Origin of the sequence: Kitasatospora sp. NBC_01287, assembly GCF_026340565.1 — a bacterium.
Classification (GTDB): domain Bacteria; phylum Actinomycetota; class Actinomycetes; order Streptomycetales; family Streptomycetaceae; genus Kitasatospora.
The window spans coordinates 2,552,703-2,569,943 of the sequence record NZ_JAPEPB010000001.1 but is presented as its reverse complement, the minus strand read 5'-3'; the positions used below and the strand labels follow the sequence as shown (position 1 = coordinate 2,569,943).

The 17,241-nt window shown below is 66.2% G+C and carries 9 protein-coding genes and 1 pseudogene; 6 read left to right on the top strand and 4 right to left on the bottom strand.

Annotated features, from left to right (window positions below; genetic code table 11):
* Window positions 1-5 precede the first annotated feature (5 nt).
* Window positions 6-401 carry a hypothetical protein gene (locus OG455_RS10610; protein ID WP_266292459.1) on the top strand — a complete coding sequence of 132 codons (396 nt, stop codon included), beginning with the start codon at window positions 6-8 and terminating at the stop codon, window positions 399-401.
* A 268-nt stretch (window positions 402-669) separates the two neighbouring features.
* Here OG455_RS10610 and OG455_RS10605 read toward each other — a convergent pair whose 3' ends face one another.
* The 3 genes and pseudogenes from OG455_RS10605 to OG455_RS10595 form a co-directional block, all read right to left on the bottom strand.
* Window positions 670-846, bottom strand: a complete 177-nt coding sequence (locus OG455_RS10605) for a hypothetical protein (RefSeq protein ID WP_266292457.1) — start codon at window positions 844-846, stop codon at window positions 670-672.
* Between the two features lie 812 nt (window positions 847-1,658).
* On the bottom strand, window positions 1,659-2,039 hold the full coding sequence (locus tag OG455_RS10600; RefSeq protein WP_266292455.1) for a transposase: 381 nt from the start codon (window positions 2,037-2,039) through the stop codon (window positions 1,659-1,661).
* 469 nt (window positions 2,040-2,508) lie between these two features.
* Window positions 2,509-3,192 (bottom strand): annotated as a pseudogene (locus OG455_RS10595) (ISL3 family transposase); the annotation flags it as partial.
* Window positions 3,193-3,344: 152 nt separating this feature from the next.
* Between OG455_RS10595 and OG455_RS10590 the strand changes: the two are divergent.
* The 3 genes from OG455_RS10590 (at window position 3,345) to OG455_RS10580 (ending at window position 12,433) form a co-directional block, all read left to right on the top strand.
* A complete protein-coding gene (locus tag OG455_RS10590; RefSeq protein WP_266301092.1) occupies window positions 3,345-3,512 on the top strand; it encodes a hypothetical protein in 168 nt (55 codons plus the stop codon).
* A gap of 917 nt (window positions 3,513-4,429) precedes the next feature.
* Window positions 4,430-9,613, top strand: coding sequence for a DUF6531 domain-containing protein (locus OG455_RS10585; protein WP_266292453.1), 5,184 nt, complete (start codon window positions 4,430-4,432; stop codon window positions 9,611-9,613).
* Between the two features lie 477 nt (window positions 9,614-10,090).
* Entirely contained in the window at window positions 10,091-12,433 is a 2,343-nt protein-coding gene (locus tag OG455_RS10580) for a hypothetical protein (protein WP_266292451.1), read from the top strand.
* A gap of 1,220 nt (window positions 12,434-13,653) precedes the next feature.
* Here the strand turns inward: OG455_RS10580 and OG455_RS10575 are convergent.
* Window positions 13,654-14,700, bottom strand: coding sequence for a site-specific integrase (locus tag OG455_RS10575; RefSeq protein ID WP_266292449.1), 1,047 nt, complete (start codon window positions 14,698-14,700; stop codon window positions 13,654-13,656).
* Between the two features lie 1,067 nt (window positions 14,701-15,767).
* Here OG455_RS10575 and OG455_RS10570 point away from each other — a divergent pair.
* Both OG455_RS10570 and OG455_RS10565 read left to right on the top strand, forming a co-directional pair.
* On the top strand, window positions 15,768-16,010 hold the full coding sequence (locus OG455_RS10570) for a hypothetical protein (protein ID WP_266292447.1): 243 nt from the start codon (window positions 15,768-15,770) through the stop codon (window positions 16,008-16,010).
* Window positions 15,985-17,220, top strand: a complete 1,236-nt coding sequence (locus OG455_RS10565; protein WP_266292445.1) for a helix-turn-helix transcriptional regulator — start codon at window positions 15,985-15,987, stop codon at window positions 17,218-17,220. The genes OG455_RS10570 and OG455_RS10565 overlap by 26 nt, the downstream gene beginning before the upstream one ends.
* Window positions 17,221-17,241 lie beyond the last annotated feature (21 nt).

Below are 17,241 nucleotides of genomic sequence, written 5' to 3'. Positions count from 1 at the left end.
GCGCCATGACCAGCGACTTCAGGTTGGAAACAGCTCAGTGGGAGACCTGGGCCGTCCTGCGGGACACCACTGCCGAACGGACGGACCGGAGCGTCCTGCTGGTCCTGCAGCAACTTGACTTCCAGGACGCGGCCTTCCGAACGATACAGCTGGCCCACTTCGCCTCCCACGGCGACGCCGAGGAATGGATCGAAGGGCGCGCCACACACCTGGTTCCGGCGACGATCGCCCCCGTGGCCGTTCCGCAGGCCCTGATTCCGGCCCCCGGTGAACGCTCGCCCGTCATCCGGCCCGAGAAGATCCACGCCGCCCGTACCCGCACCATCCACCACGCCGGCCCACCCGCTGCCGCGCCACCTGCCCACCGTCCGAACCGGCAGGCGACCGGCCGTAGTCGCTGACCGATCCATCTGCCGAGAGCCTAGGGCATGCTGCCCTCTGACCGGTGGCCGGTCGTCGTGCTGGCGCCCTCCGGACGATCGACGATGCCCTCGAAGCGCACCCGACCAACCCGAGGCCCACGCCGACCTCGCCCGTGAACGTAGGCGCGCACAAGGGGAGAGTCCGTCGGCCGAGTTGCTCCCCGAGCTGCTCCGCGGTCGCGCGGGTGAAAACGGCGGCGGGCTGCGCACCACGATCGGTGCGCAGCCTGCCGCCGTTCGCATGAGATCAGGCAGCCGCCTCGAAGCTGGCCGCCAGCAACGGCGCTGACCGCTCCAGGTCCGCGGCCGAGGAGATCCGAACCTCCAGATCACCCGTGCCCAGGTGCCCCACTTGCGCTGGCAGGGGGAGGAAGTCGTCGTCGGTGCCGATCCACCAGCGGGTGGCCTCGGGGTAGGTCAGCATGAGCTACTCGTTCGTCGTGGCAGCCTCCCGACCCGAACGAGTCTTCGCATTCCGATAGTTGCAGCGATCGGGCGTCGGCCAGCTGCTACGCGAGGCGCTCGATGGCGTTGGACCATGGTCGGCTACGGGGCCCGTCAAGGGCGGCTGACTGCGCGCCTGGCCCGAACTCCGCCGCGGTGGCCGCAGCCGGCAGTTGGTCACCGTAGGCCTCGTGTCGGTGCGCGTAGTGCGCCGTCCCCAGGCGGCATGCTGGGCGGATGAAGCAGCAGCGCGAGCGCCGTGGTCGGCGCCGTTCCCGTGCTAGGCCGCTCGGCGTGACCCTGGCAGAGCTCGATAGCCGTCCCCGCCTCGGGACGGGTTCGGCCACCGTTCCCGATCAAAGGAATCGTGGACCCGCACCGGAGCCGGCGCGCCCAGCAGCGGGGTGCTGTGTCGTGGTCACTGAGCGCCGGATTGCCACCGGTGGGGTCGTGATGTTCCTGCATCGTCATGACAGCGCGTGTGGAGTGTGGAGGCTGACTGGTCGGACAGGTTGACCGCGGGGGCGGTGTTACGGGTCCCAAGGTCGAGTCCGTCCTTAGGGGTGATCCCAGCTGGTCGCCGCGCGCCCAGCCAGTGCCGAGGTCTTCGGGCGGTCACGCCCTGCGGCGGTTTCATCGTGGCTCCAATGTGCTGCGAGGCGAACGAGCGGTCGCGGCGGGGGAGGAGCATGGGCCCGGTAGTGTTGTCGGCGACGGTTGAACCGTGGTTCTGGATCACTTTCCGTGCTGATATGACTGATCGTCACCGACCGTGCCAGGACCGGGTGCCGGTCACGCGGCGAGAAGCACGCGCTTGCGCAGGAGGTCCAGGCCCGCGCGGCCGAACATCTGCCGCTTCAGCATCTTGATCCGGTTCACCTGCCCCTCCACCGCCCCCGAGCTGAACGGCAGACTCAACCCCGCCACCACCGCAACCAGATCAGAACCGATCCCGTTCACGAACGACACCAACTCGGGCAGGCCGGTGGCCTTCACCTGGTCGATCCAGCCAGCCAACTGGTCGCGGCCGGTGCGGGCGGTCATCATCTCGGCGAAGGTCCGGACATGGCCGGCGGTGGTGTCGAGCTGCGGGCAGCGGGCGAGGACGCCATTCAGCTTCAGGGTCTCGTCCTTGGTGAGGCTGTCGGGGTGGCGGGTGATCCAGGAGGTCACGTCGCGCACCGAGGGCGGCCGGGTGGAGCGGTCCTGCGGCTGGGCGCCGGATCGCAGGGGCCGCAGGTAGTCGCGCAGGACGGTGAGGCCGCCGGTGTAGCCGGCGGCCTTGATCTCGTTGAAGAGCGTCTTCGCGGTGGTGCAGCCTTCCTGCCATCGCCGGTGGAGGTAGGGCTTGTAGGTCGTCCAGGACGCTGGTGCGGCCCTGCCACTTGCCGACCACGAGTTCCTCGGGGGCGGCGGCGCGGGCGAACCGGCGTACCGTGCCGCGGGCCAGGCCCAGTCGGCGGCTGATCTCCCGCCGGGACAGGCCCTGACCGAGCAGGTCGTGCACGGCCTGGTGCCGCTCGCCGGTGCGGTCCGCGTACCGATGGGCGCCTCGGTTCGCCTTGGCCGTAGTGGTGATCTTCTCCAGTTCGGCGAGGGCTGCCGTGTATTCCTCGGGGGTGGGGACGCGGACGGGTTCGCGCAGTTGGGTGGAGTGCCGGGTGACGCAGCGTTCCACGGCTTCGGTGAGGTTGTGGAACAGGTGCCAGCGGTCCGCGACTTGGACCGCGTTCGGTGCCCCGAGGCGGGCGCCCTCCGCGTAGGCGATGGCGCGGTCGCGGCAGATGACCTCGACGCCGGGGTGCTCGCTCAGCCAGCGGGCGAGGGTGGCGGCCTCGCGGTCGGGCAGCAGATCGACGGGACGACGGGTCTCGATATCGATCAGCACGGTGCCGTAGACATGCCCCTTACGCAGAGCGAAATCGTCAACTCCGATGACCCGTGGTGTCGTTGTCGGCGGATCGGGCATCGCGCGGATCAGCCTCAGCAGCGTCGAGCGACTGACCTTCGAGCTGAGGACACCGGACAGTCGGGTACCGGCTCGTCCGGCCAGCATCAACGCCACCGCCTGCAGGATCGTGTGCAGCCGCAAGCTGCGCCGCCCGTGGCGGAAAGTGAGCCCGGCGACCTGCTCGACGAACGTCGACCGGGGGCACGACATCACCTGGCAGCGGAAACCCCGGACCTGCAGCTTCACGACCACTCGCCGGCCACCGACCGCCGAGTCCGCCAGCCGGCGCTCGTAGCGGCTGTGGACCCGACGTGATCCGGCGCCGCAGGCAGGGCAGAGCGCCTCGGGCGCACACGCGCAGGCCGTGACGGTCATGCTGTCGCCGCCGATCTCGATGTTCGTTATCTCCAGGTCGCCCAGGTCCGGGAACAGGACTTCCTCAACATCCATGTCGCTCACGACTGTTGATCATCACGCATGTGGCGCCACCCCAACCCGAGAGCATCGAAAGTGACCACAAGTCGTTGGTGTCGTTCGTGAACGGGATCGGTTCTGATCTGGTTGCGGGGTTGAGTCTGCCGTTCAGCTCGGGGGCGGTGGAGGGGCAGGTGAACCGGATCAAGATGCTGAAGCGGCAGATGTTCGGCCGCGCGGGCCTGGACCTCCTGCGCAAGCGCGTGCTCCTCGCCGCGTGACCGGCACCCGGTCCCGGCACGGTCGGTGACGATCAGTCATATCAGCACGGAAAGTGATCCAGAACCACGGTTCAACCGCCGCCGACAGTCAGTCGTCTGCGATCCGTGGCTTGCTCACAGCTCGCGAACGGACGAAGCGTCACATCGGTAGCTTCCCACTGGTAACGATCATCATGACCACCTCACGAGCTCTCTTGACGTTCCGCAAGTAGCTTCAGAGACAATTCGCTGGCCGAGAGTGTGCAGCGCATGTCGACCAATAGTAACGACCTGGTAACGCTGCTTGCTCCACCTGAGCACTTTTGTCGGTCGATGAGTAGATGAACGCGAATATTTCGGGCGCCCTCTGACTCGTGGAGACCTTGACGACACGCTCCGTGATTGTGAAGAGTGGGGGGCGAACTGAAGCAACCCTGAACGTGATTCAACCCTGTGGGTGAGTCGGGTCTGCAGTGTTCGGAAAGCCGTGCATGGGTAGCGATTTATTCAACTGCGAGGTCCGGCGGTTCCCCTAAATCGGAGTCAGATTTTCCCATCAAGGTCGAGCTGGTGGAACGCAGGCTGCCATAGGCGATCGTGCTGTCGAAGCTTCATCGGTCTCACTCCGATGGGCAACTGTCGGTTCGTTTATCACTGTTTCTCTCCACTGCCTGTCCGGATTCCGCAACTGCCGGCTGGGCGCATTCGGCTGCCTTTGTGCTGCGTTCAGACTGCCTTCGCAGGCTATATCTGACAAGCGAGAAGGAAAGGTAATGAAAGAAAACGTACGCCGATCGGTCACAGCTCTCCTTTTACTCGTCCTCATCTCCGCAACCGGCATACCTACGTCGTGGGCAGCCCCAGCGATCGCACGGGTCCACACCAAGTCGTACACGGGCGTCCCGCCAAAGGCCACTCCTGAGGCCAAGCCTCTGACGATGCAACAAAAGCAGCAACAGGAAGCCTCCTTGGGTAACGCGGGTGCACCCGCGGACGCGCAGGGCCCGGCTGTGAAGACTGCCGGGCCCAATACGCCCGGCTTCCACCACATCAGCGGTACTCAGGTACCGCCACCAGCACATCCGACAGTACCGGTGGCACCGAAGGTGGGGGCAGCCAAACGGGCGCTCGCAATACCTGACTCGTCTTCAGGGCATCCCTACATCGCGAACCTGCGCTACTACGCCGACACCGTGCAGGCCGGGAACACTGGCCTGTCCTGGTGTGCGACATGGGACTTCAACACCAGCATGCCGGCGAACCTCGGGACCCAGGCCCAGGGCGGTGTCTCAGTCGCGCTCTACCGCTCTTCCGATAACACCCTGATGGATGCGCAACAGTGGAATGTATACCGGGCAACGGGTTACTGCGCGATGCAGCCCCAGCTCCAGGAATACGTTGATTACTACCTAGTCGTCAGTTACAACTACATTGACGGAACCAATGACACACTGACCTCATTCCCTTCGATGCCGGACTCGATCAAGGGAGTGCCGTCAAACGTCTCACTAGCCTGCCCGAACTCACCGGCCAGCACAGGCATCGTCCTGGACCTGGTCAAGTACTGCGGGGACCCGGTCAACACCTCGACGGGAGCCTTCGGCGAAGCGGTCACCGATGCCGAACTGAGCGGCCCGGGTGCTCCCTTCATGCTCACCCGCAGCTACTCCTCATCGTCAACAACCTCCAGCGTCCTCGGTGCGGGCTGGGCCTTCCCGTACGGGGCTTCGCTGATCATCGGCCAGTCGGTGGTCACGTTCGTCGCGGAAGACGGCTCACAGACGGACTACGCCGTCCACGCGGACGGTACTCTCGCGCCAACCCGCTCCTACATTCACTCCACACTGCAGGCGCTGAATGGCGGCTACCAGCTGACAACGCCGGACCAGCACAGTCTGCTCTTCGACAGCTCCGGACGCCTGACAGCGATGCACGACCCAGCCGGTAACGGGCTGGCAATGAGCTATGCCGGAAGCCAGCTGACATCGATCACAGACGCCGCCGGACGCACTGTCACTTTCGGCTACATCGGGGCCCTGCTGGCCACCGTCACTCTCCCTGGCTCCCGCACCGTCACATACGGCTACACCAGCGGCCGCCTCACCAGCGTGAAGGATCTACGCGGTCAGACCACGAGCTACGGCTACGATCCCACCAGCGGACTGCTGACCACCGTCACTGATCCCCTTGGCCACCTGCGCACCAGCAACACTTACGACAGTGCGGGCCGTGTGACGAGCCAAGTTGACGCCCTGGGTGGCAAGACCACCTACAGCTACGACGCGAACAACCCGGGCACGACCTACGTCACCGACCCCGACGGTGGCATCTGGACCGAGGCCTACGCCAGCGGCGTCATCAGCTGGCAGTCCGACCCTTATGGCAAGACCACCAAGTACGGTTACGACAGTAACCTCAACCGCACTTCCGTGACGGATCCGAACGGCAACACCTCCACCTTCACCTACGACGCCAACGGCAACCTTTCCGCCAGCACCGCCCCGGTGCCGCTGTCCACCACCGACAGCTGGACCTACGACGCCGCGAACCGCGTGACCTCGTACACAGACGGTCTCGGCCACACCGCGACCTACACGTACAACAACGCGGGCCAGCTCACAGCAAGCACCGACCCCGCCGGCAGCAAGGTCACCTACACCTACACTCAGCTCGGCTCCCTGGCCACAGTCACCAGCCCGTTGGGAGCAGTCACCACCTACGGCTACGACGCGGCAAGCAACCGCACGTCCGTAACCACGGCCCTGGGTGAGAAGACGACCTTCACCTACGACCCACTTGGACGCGTCGCCACTGAGACTGACCCGCGAGGCAACCTCACCGGCGCAGCCTCAGCCGCCTACACCACCTCCTACAGCTACGACGCTGGAGGCCTCCTCACCTCAACCACCGACCCGCTGGGCGACACCACCAGCTACACCTACGACGCTGACGGCCAGCTCACCGCAGTCAACGACGCCCAGGGTGCCACCACCAGCTACGGCTACGACCCGGCTGGCAACCGCACCACTGTCAAGGACGCTGCTGGCAGCACCACGACCAGCACCTACGACAGTGCCAGCAACCTGACTTCCGTCACCGACACCCTCAGCGACCGGACCACCTACACCTACGACAAGAACAACCACCGCCTGACTACCGTCACCGCCCGCGGGAACTACAGCGGAGCAAGCGCCACCGCCTTCACCTGGACTGACGGTTACGACGCCGATGGCAACCAGACCTCGGCCACTGATCCGACCGGTGCGGTCACCGCCACGACCTACGACGCACTCGACCGGCCCGTCACCACGACCGACCCGCTCGGAAACACCACCACCAACACCTATGACGCTGTGAGCAACGTCATCGGGGTAAAGGACCCGCTCGGCAACAGCACCACCTACAGCTACGACCAGGCCAATCGCGTAGCCAGCGTCACCGACCCCAACAACCACACCACCACCTACGGCTATGACGTAGTCGGCAACCGCACCACCGTCAAGGATCCACTCGGCGACACCACCACCACCGCGTACGACGCTGACCAGCGGCCGATCGCAGTCGTCGATCCGCGCGGCAATGCCACCGGAGCAACGCCTTCCACCTACACCACCACCTACGGCTATGACGTAGTCGGCAACCGCACCACCGTCAAGGATCCACTCGGCGACACCACTACCACCGCTTACGACGCTCTCAGCCGGCCGACCTCGGTTACCGACGCCAACGGCCACACCACCACCACCGCCTACGATGCGACGAGCGAGGTAACAGCCGTCACGGACCCCACCGGGGCGGTGACCAGCAACACCTGGAACGCCGTCGGGGACCAAACTGCCCGCACGGATGCCAACGGCCACACCACCACCTACGCTTACGACCCACTGCACCACCTCACGAGCACCACCGATCCGCTCGGACACACCGTCCGCTACAGCTACGACCCCGAAGGCCACGCCACCACCACGACCAATGCGCGCGGCGCGACTGCGACCACCACTTACGACGCGCGCGGCTTGAGCCTGGCAACCACATACACCGACAAGACCCCTAGCGTCTCGCGCACGTACGACCAGGCCGGGCAGCCAACCAGCATCACTGACGCCACCGGCACGCGAAACCTGACCTACGACCAGGCCGGCCAGCTGCTGGCCGTCTCCGCGCTCGGTGGCACCCCTGGGTTCACCTACGGCTACGACGCTGCCGGTAACATCACATCCCGCCAGTACCCCGATGGCGAGACGTACACCTACGGCTACGACGCCGACGGCCGCGAATCTCAGCAGACAGCAGACAGCGCCACCACCACCTACGCCTACGATCCTGCCGGGAACCTGGCCGCCACCACCCTGCCCGGCACCAACGGCTACACCGAGACCCGCAGTTACGACCCTGCCGATCGTCTCGCCTCCATCGCCAGCACGAAGGGTTCCACCACCCTCGACTCCTGGCAGCTGACCCGCGACGCCGTCGGCCAGCCCACCGCGGTCGACGCTCAGCGCCTGGGCGTGAACCCGGACCGGCAGACCTACGGATACGACGCTGACGGCCGTGTCACTTCCGCCGTCATCGGTGGAAAGAGCACTGCCTACACCTACGACCCTGTCGGCAACCGTAAGACCGCCAACAGCACCACCTACAGCTACGACCAAGCCGACGAGCTCACCACTGAGACCGTCAACCCGATCATCGTCATACGGTTCGCTTACGACGCCGACGGCAACCAGACCAACACCAGCAGTCCCGGCACCTCCTTCACCTACGACTTCAACAACCATCCCATCGCCTACAGCAATGGGGCCTACAACTACACCTTCACGAACGACGCAAGCGGCAACCGCGTCAGCACGTACTCCGGCGGCTCACTGCTGCAGACGGCCACATGGGACATCAACAACCCACTGCCGCAACTGGCCAGCCAGAGCGACAGCAGCGGCGCCGTCACAGGCGACTACGGATACGACCCGCTCGGGCTGCCGCAGTCACAACGGACCGGCGGAGCCACCTACTACGACCACCACGACTGGCTCGGCTCCATCACCGACCTAACCGACGCCTCCGGCACCCAGCAGAGCCGCATCTCATACGATGCCTTCGGCAACCAGACCACCACCAGTGTCGCCGCCAGCCCGCCCACAAGCCCGTTCGGCTTCACCGGCCAGTACAACGACCGGATCACCAACACCCAGGATCTGAGGGCCCGCGAATACGACCCCCAGACTGGGCGTTTGACCTCACGCGACCCACTCTCGGCGCCGTCCTCACCCCCAGGTAGCTCCGCATACGCCTACGCATCTAACACGCCGACCGTCTTCTCCGACCCGAGCGGCATGTCGCCTTCGGACCCGAACGCCCCTTCGGACATGCCGTGGTGGGAAGCTATCGGCAGCGGCCTGAAGCAAGGCGTCGAAATGCCGGCCAAGGTTATCGGCGACGTTTATGACTTCGCTACCGGGCAGGAAAGTCTCGGCCAGCTCGTAGACAAATACTTCCCAGTCCGCCCCGCGATCGCCTATTATACTGCGGCTGAAAAGCTGCGTGAATTCGGCTGCGATGACGTTGCTGACTTCGTTGAAAAGCACGCCGATCAGCTTGCGGAGCAAGTCGCGGTCACTGCACTGGGCGGCCTTGACAGCTGGATGGACAAGGAGATCAAGTCCGGCTCCCTCGGCGAGCTGCGAGAGCAAGGAACTGTCAGTCGACTGCTCCACGGAGCCCGCGAAAAGGAAGGACTCCCGGGATCTGCTGGCATTGAGATCCCGAGCAGGCCTACCGCGTCACAGCTGGAGCTTCTGACCGATAAGCATGGGGTCGAATTTGCAGTCGTCTACAAGTTGGGCCCCGGACCAAACGGAGCTGGCGGCACCTACTACCTCTACTCAGGAGGTGTCGGCTCCTGCAGGGTCCCCGTAGCCGCGGACAATATCCTCATCTATCACACACATCCTGGTGGCGCGAGGAGTCCGAGCGACGCAGACCGGGCAATGCTACAGTCCTTCATAGACGCTGGCTCGCCCATGCGCACATCGAAGATAGTTCCCGCTGGAGGAGAGGTTACTTCCTTCGATACAGAGGGAATCAAGACAACTGGCAGGAGCTGGTTCGGTTGGGGGGTGAGGTAGTTTGGATTCCAGAGAGTCATATGTGTACCTATGGGATGGATCAGAGCCCGGATGGATTCTCTATCCATCGCGCGTAGTAGAAATTCCGTCAATCTTCAACAGAATCACTCGAGAATTCCTCCTGATTGAAGATAGTGAAGAATGGCGGGATGTGGTGAGAATAATGCTAGAGCATGGAGTTCCCCTGCTCGATGCATTTCCTTCCGACTGATTCCTCTGATTCGGAAGGTCTCACATCAACCTCGGGATGAGCCGACAGTCGTGAACATGCCCGAGTTGGAAAAAGGTCCGCCTGACCGAAAGGACTTCGGTCAGGCGGACCACTGTCCGTGAGCTTTTCTTGCGAATTTTCCAAGCCGTACCCGCGCTCAGCACGATGACGGATGCCTCGGGGGTGAACCGGAGGACAGCGCACGCCTGGTCGCAGCACTGGGCCAGTTCCTGGAGGACGGCGCGGTCCGAGGTGACGACTGGCCGTTGGCCCAGCGTGCCAACGAGCGTGCCTGGAACGAGCTCGTCGCACAGCCCGACCCCGAACTACCGGAGGACGCCGTCCTGCTCGCCGAAGCCGGCGACCGGATGGTGGCTGTACCCCTCGCCGACCTCGCCGACCTCGTCGACGAGAGCGCGGTGCTGTACGTCACCGGTGACCGGGACAGCCTGGCCGCCCGCCTGATCCGGGAGATGGAACAGCCGTTGCTCGTGCTGCCCGGCATCGCCCGGCAGGTCTGCGACCTGCTCGAGGAGATCTGCCCCGGCGCGGTCCTGGCTGTGGACTCCCTGGAGTTCTCGGCCACCGTCGACGGCGAGTTGGTGGACCCGGCGGCCATGGGCGAGCCGCTGGTCGACGAGTTCCCCTGGCTGGCCCTGGCGGTGGCCGCACTGGCCGACCACGATCCGCACGCGCCCCGGCCGAGCGACACCGCTCTCACCGAGCTGACGGGCGCGCTCCGTGAGGTTCGACTGCACCGCTACACCGACCGGGAGGTCACCCTCGACGAGGAGCCGGTCACCGTCCCGGAGCGGCTGGACGGAGTGTTGCCGCTGCCCGATGCCAAGCACCCGCTGCTGCTGATGCGGGAGGGCGACCGGAGTTGGCGCGAGGTCGCCCGGTTCGCGGTCGCGATGGCCGACCTGCTCGGGCACCGCAGCTTCGGCGACCGGCTGCAGCTGGCCGCCCTGAAACTCGGGGACGCCCACGCCGATCTGCGGGCACTGGCGCAGGAGGAACTCGCCAGAGCCCTCGGCCTCTCCGTCTACCAGCTCGAACAGACCGGCCGCCGGATCGACGGAGCCGTAGGTGGTGTCCTGCAGCGGGGCTACCCGCTGCTCGTGCACCTGCTCGGCCGGCCGAAGGCCGACGAGCTGAGCGCGCCGACGCCCCGGGACACCCAGGACCTCACGGCCGCGCTGCGCTCCTATGAGAACGAACTCCCGCTGACGGCCGAGCAGTTCGTCGACGAGGTCCGCGCGGCCAGGTCGACCGACGAACTCAGAGCGGCGCTCGGGATCGATTTCGGCGCGCTGAACCACATCCTGGCCGCCCTGGCTCCGCGATACCGGCCGATCAGCCACGGCGAGGCACACGAGGAGGCGCTCCGGGCGTTCGTGGACCTGCCCCGAAAGGAGCTGCTGAACCGGCTTCGCTGGTCGGCCCTGGGAGAGTTCGACGCCAGGCGACCGCTGGCCGACTGGCCGGAGCTCCGTACCCTCGACTGGATCACAGCGCCTTCGGCCTGGGCCCTCGCCGTCGAGGTCGCGGACACCGGACTGCTGCGGGCGCAGGTCGAGGATGCACTCGTCGCACGGTTAGGAGGGCCGGTCCCGGACGAGGGGGACCCGCTGCCGCCGATCGACCACGCGCGCGGCCGGAACAAGAGCATGATCGCGGGCAAGGCGGAGGACCTCGTCGCCCTGGTGACGGCGTCCGGCCGCGCGCTGCCCGACGCGCTGTCGGCCCTCGACCCAGGAGAGGAGGTCACCACCCGGCTGGAGGCGGCAGGTGCGCTCGACTTCCGACTGCTGGGCCCGGACGACGTGGTCGCCTGGCTGGCCGCGCTCGGGCAGTGGCCGGGTGACCTGCCCCGCACAGCGGACCTCGACCGCCACGGGCTGACTCCGGAGGACCTGGACGAGGTACGGAACGAGGTAGACCGGGCCCGTGCGGCGAGGGAGCGTGCCCGACGGCTCATCTCGGTGGGGAGCCGGGAGCTCGATGTGCACTCCGGCGACTTCACCGAACTGACCGCCGTGCTCCGCGAAGCGCTGGACGCCCGGCCCGAACTGGTCGGCGGCCGGCACCACTTCGCCGAGCTCACTCCGCTCATGCCGCGGAGCGGAGGGAGCCGGGCCGGGCGCCGTCCGGGCGGCGGCCGTGGCCGGGCGGACAGCGGACTGTCGCAGGCCCAGCGGACGGCGATCGGTTACGCGGGCGGATGGTACGCCTACCACTGGCTGTGCCGCCAGTACCCCGGCACCGACGAGAGCAGCTGGGTTTCCGCCACCCGTCGCGGCGCGTTCCCCGGCTCGCCGGGGAACGATGGCCTGGGCTTCGACTTCCGGGTCGGCTCCGGTAGGCAGCCGCTGATGTTCGAGGTCAAGGCCACGCAGGGGCAGGGCGGGCAGATCGAACTGGGGGAGAGCGAGGTTCGGGCGGCCCAGCAGCATGCCGGCCACGACCGTTGGCAGTTGCTGGTGATCACGTCGGTCCTCGATGCCGCGCGGCTCCAGGTGCATATGCTCCCCAACCCCTTCGGCGCACGGGGTCGCGGGTACTACCGCGAGGAGGGAGGCGCGTTGCGCTTCACCTACCGCTTGTGATTCCAGGCTGCAGAGGCTCGCGATCGACGAATGCGGACTGGTGGGCCACGGCATCGTTAGCCTTCCGGGATGGCACCCTCATCGGCGGTTCACCTCGCGACGGAGATGGCCCTGTGCCATGGACTCCTCCTCGAACCAAGTGCTGATGGCCCGTCTAGGGTTGCCGGGACGGCGGGTATGGCGGCACATGGTGCGGGGCGCGGCGTAGAGCACGACAAGATCGACTGGCCGGAATGCGCGCTGGCGACACGCCGCGAGGGTGATCATGATGTGCGGCCGGCGGGCAGGTCAGCTTGATCGCGCAGCATCGGCCTTCGCGCGTTCACCGTCCGAAGGAGGCCGCGGACCGGGAGAAGGTGCTCTGTCTGCCGCCCGCAGGCTGTTGGGCTCGTACAACCCGGTGCACCTGCGGCGCGGCGGCGTCGAGTCTCGGGTCGGTCCTCGGACTGCGCCAGGGCGAGCGCCGTGGATTTCGGTGGGACCGCAGGGAATGGGCGAGGAAGGGATTTATGATGGCTATTTTCTGGCTGGCCTTCGGCTGGCTTGGATTGATTTCTCCGGACTGTGATGGATGTCCTGCTCGGCGATTTCTGAGCGATCCGATGGGATCGCGGGATCCACGGCCAGAGTGACGCTAGCCTGGAGACATGAACGCCACTCGGACCCTCCGTCAAGCCCCTGATCTGGGGAACAGCTGGGGACCACACGTCATGCCCGCTGCCGCGCAAGGTGCGCGAATCATGCTCGTCTGCACGCGCACGACGTGTACGTGGGCGCATTTTGAGGGGCTGGGGGTCAAGGGGTCGCAGGTTCAAATCCTGTCGTCCCGACTTGCATAACTGCAGGTCAGAGGCCGTTTCCGCCGGATGGCGGAGACGGCCTTCGTGGTTGGTGGTCGCAGTGTGGTCGTGAACGCTCGTTCACGTCGCGCTCGGAGGGCACTACCTGTACTCGGGAGCGTCTCAGGGCGGCTGGCTCCTCCTTCATTGGTAAGTCGAGCGCGGCTGACAGGCCGTTCGGACGCGGTTCGGCGTCGGGGTGACGTTGACTTTTCTGTGGGCGGGCATGCCTGTGAGACCCGCGGCATCCGTCTGTGAGCGGTTGCTTGAGTGGACGTAAGCTGTGGACCGGCTGCTCGGTGTTCTGTGCGCCCCTGGCGTAGGACGTGGCTGTAGCGCCGTCAGGCGGCGTGACTGAAGAGCGGGTTCGGTGCCTGGCTGCTAAAGGCGAGGACGTTTAACGCCGTGCGCGCGGGCTTCGACGAGGCAGAGCCTGGCTTCGATGGTGTGGACCGCGGCCATGGCGACGTCCCAGGTCAGGTGGCTGTAGATGTTCGCGGTGGTCGAGAGCGTTGAGTGGCGCAGCGTCTTGGAGATGACCGCCATGGAGACGTTGCCCTCCAAGGCGAGGGTCGCGGCAAGGTGCCGTAGGTCGTGGATGGTCACGTGTGGCAGGCCGGCCTGTTCGCGCAGCTCGTGGAAGCGCCGGCGGACCGCGGCCGGGTGGAGGGGCTTGCCGTCCGCGCCCTGGAAGACATGGTCGTTGTCGGTGGAGGTGCTCCTGGCCATGGCGCGCTGGAGGGCGGCGGCGACGCGCTCCGACAGGGGCACCCAGTTGCGGCTCTTCTTGGTCTTCGGTGCGGTCAGGACGAGTTCGTGGTTGTCGATGGCGGAGAGGGTGTGGCGGATGTACATGACGCGGTCGTCGATCCGGACGCACTGGCGTTGAAGCCCGAGTGCCTCGCCCTTGCGCAGGCCGGTTCCGATGATGACCTCGAAGAGGTCGGAGAAGGTGGGGTCGACGTCGCGGCAGTGGGCGAGGAAGGTGACGGCCTGCTCCGCGCTCCAGGGCACGCGCTCGTCGGCGCGGGGCCGGCGCATGGGCAGGGGCTGAGCCGCGTTGAAGGGGAGCCGGTGGGTGCGGACGGCGGTCCCCAGGGCGCTGGAGAGCGTGGCCAGGCAGTGGTAGACGGCCTGGCGGCCGCGGCCGGACTCGAGCTGCTCGTGCGCGTAGGAGGCGATGTGGTCGTGGGCGAGCTCCTCCAGGCGCAGCTTGCCGAACACGGGGATTAACTCGCAGAGCACATAGGCGCGGTAGCGCGTGTACGTGGTGGGCTTGAGAAGGAACTCCATCGACTTCAGCCACTTGGTCAGGTAGACGGCCACCGTCTCGTGCGCGTCTGCGTCGAACCCCGACAGACGTCCCTTGAGGAAGCCCCGCAGCGCCGTCTCGGCGTGCCACTCGTCCTCGAACCCGCCGCGCCGCACGGTACGTCGGCGGCCGTTGAGGGAGGGGATGTCGACAGCGAAGGTCCAGGTGCCGTGCCCCTCGTCGGTAAGACGTGGGCACCCGGCCCCGAGCTGGCGCCGATCCGCGTCACGACACCCGCACCGACGGTAGACCCGACCCCGCCGCCGCCCCGAACTGCGCACTTTCTTCTGCCTCCTGCCGTTCTGATCCTCAATCAGCCCGCGAGACTACAGATTTCACGTCCGGATGGCCGACTGCGACCACCATGCGATCACCAATGCGGAATTTGTGGGCCTGACCTGCGACTTCCGGTGAGCACTCGCTACTGGGCGGGGAGCAGATGGACTTCTCCCGGTGTGCATCGCAGGGCTGGGTCCACCGCCTTCGACAGCTGGTCGCGCAATGGCACGCTCGTGATGAGGGTGATGGCGTCTGCCAGGGCCGGCAGAGCGTTCCGCAGGAGGCGACCCTGGTGGGTCAGGTAGTCGCACAGAAAACCATGCGCCGGAGACGGGGCCATGTCGGCCACGCTGGCGCTGTAGATGGCGGCGAGGGAAAACGCCCAGCAGGCGTGAAGGAATCCGAATGCGGGACGTATTGTCTTCCGCCACGGCGAATAGAAGACCGCATTCTCCGGAAACGACACCGATGCCGCAGTCAGGACGGCGTTGAATCAATGGTGCCCGGCCTCGTGAATGAGGTCTCGCGCGAGAAACTCCGGGGAGTCCACCTGGTCAGTGAACACCGTGCCGGGAAGGCGCGTGATGCTCCAACTGAAAAGGGTGTCGCGCACTTCGCGTCGTTCGAGGAGGCAAATGATTGGCGCGTGCTGGTACAGCAGGTCCCCGAAGCCGTGTTTGTGGGAAGAGTCCAACGTCGCTGCGAGCAGTTCGTGCTTGTCGGGCCCTGGCCGGTGAGACTGCTGCCGAGGACCTCAGCGCGATGCGCTGGGTCCAGGCCACCCACTGCTTGTCGAGACCGGGCAGGTGGAAGAGCCGGTCGGCCACGGGCTCGGTCATGCTCGCCCCGCTGCGCGGCTGGCGAACCGACGAGGAGGTGATCGGCGGGTTGAAGGCGATCATCATTGATCACCTCGATGGGTCTGCCCGCGGACGCTCCCGACTTGCCCGAGGGCAGCGGAGCCGCGGTCGGCTTCGGCCACGACAAGCACTGCGAGCGCTGTCCGCTTGGCTTTGTCGACCCGAACCTGCCGAGCGGGCTGCGTGCCGACCTGGAGAGGCTTCAGCCTGTTCGGCGTAAAGGAGTTGCGATGAAGTCTTCAATGAGCTTCTCTGGCGCACATGCCAAGGCGTCTGCTGACCGTTGATCACACCAAGATCCGGGCGCTGCGTGAGCAGGCCGGGCTCACCTCAAAGGAGCTTGCCGATCGCATGGGGGTTACGTACCGCCTGGTTGTGTACTGGGAGGAGGGCAGGTACGCGCCTGAAGCCCGGAACGTGCGGCGTCTTGCTGATGCCCTGGGCTGTGCCACCGCTGACCTCACAGGTACGCCCAGTGGGTCCGAGACGCTGATTGACCTCCGCTACGGTGCCGGTCTCACTGCTGAGGAGGTCGCCAGCCAACTACGTGACACTCCTGCGGGCAGCGACCTATTCGTGGACGCGCACAAGATTCGGAGCCTAGAGCGGAATCGTCAGGTGTCCGGCTGGCACTGGAAGAAACCGGAGCTCACAGGCCGACTCATGCAACAACTGGCGGTCGTGTACGGGGTGCCGGTGCGTGTGGTCCTGGATGCCTGGATGCGTACGCGGCCGGCGGACGAGCCCCCATGTTTGCCGGAACGGGAGCATCAGGCTCTGTCGGCAACAACGGTCGAGCGCTGGGAGGCGCTGAATGACCGTCAGCGGGTCTATCTGAGCGAGATCCTGCGGGACGATCAGATGACCGAAGCCGAGATGTGGATGCGCCGTCAGAGCCGGGTAGGCGTTCCGTCGGCCGCGCAGTGGCGGAAGCTACCGTTCGCTCTCGACGGGCCTGCCGAGGTGGTCGGCCGTACACGTCTTCAGCAACGCCTGCGGAGCGCAGCCGTTCACGATCAGGGCGCGGGCGCAACCCTCCACTCCCTGGGCCGGTTGGGACTGATCAAGGTTTCCAAGGACCGTGTGGAGGTTCCCGGGATCGGTGAGGTGGAGCGCACGCTGGTGGAGATCACCCGCCGTGGCCGCGCCTGCGCCCGCGCCGGGTTGGGGGAGCCTGCCGAACCATCACCTCCCGTGCACCTGCTGTCCGAATGGCTGTGGGGCGTTCTGCTGCGTGTCGCTACAGCCGGCCCGGCGGGGCTCCACGAGAGCGAACTGTCGGGCAAGTCCCTGTTCTACCTTGCCGTCGGCTACCGGCCGAAGCGCCGGGCGCACCCCAGCAGAGGGTTCATCGAGCTGTGCCCGCGGCTGGCACCTGGCGGTACGCATGTTCTCGAATACCGTTGGCACGCCACCGTCCTGGGGCAGCAGCACATCGCCGAGTACCTGCACGTCTACAGGGAGATGTACCCAGCCGTGGCGCCTACACCGGAGTAGTCATTTCGGGCGGTCGGCGGC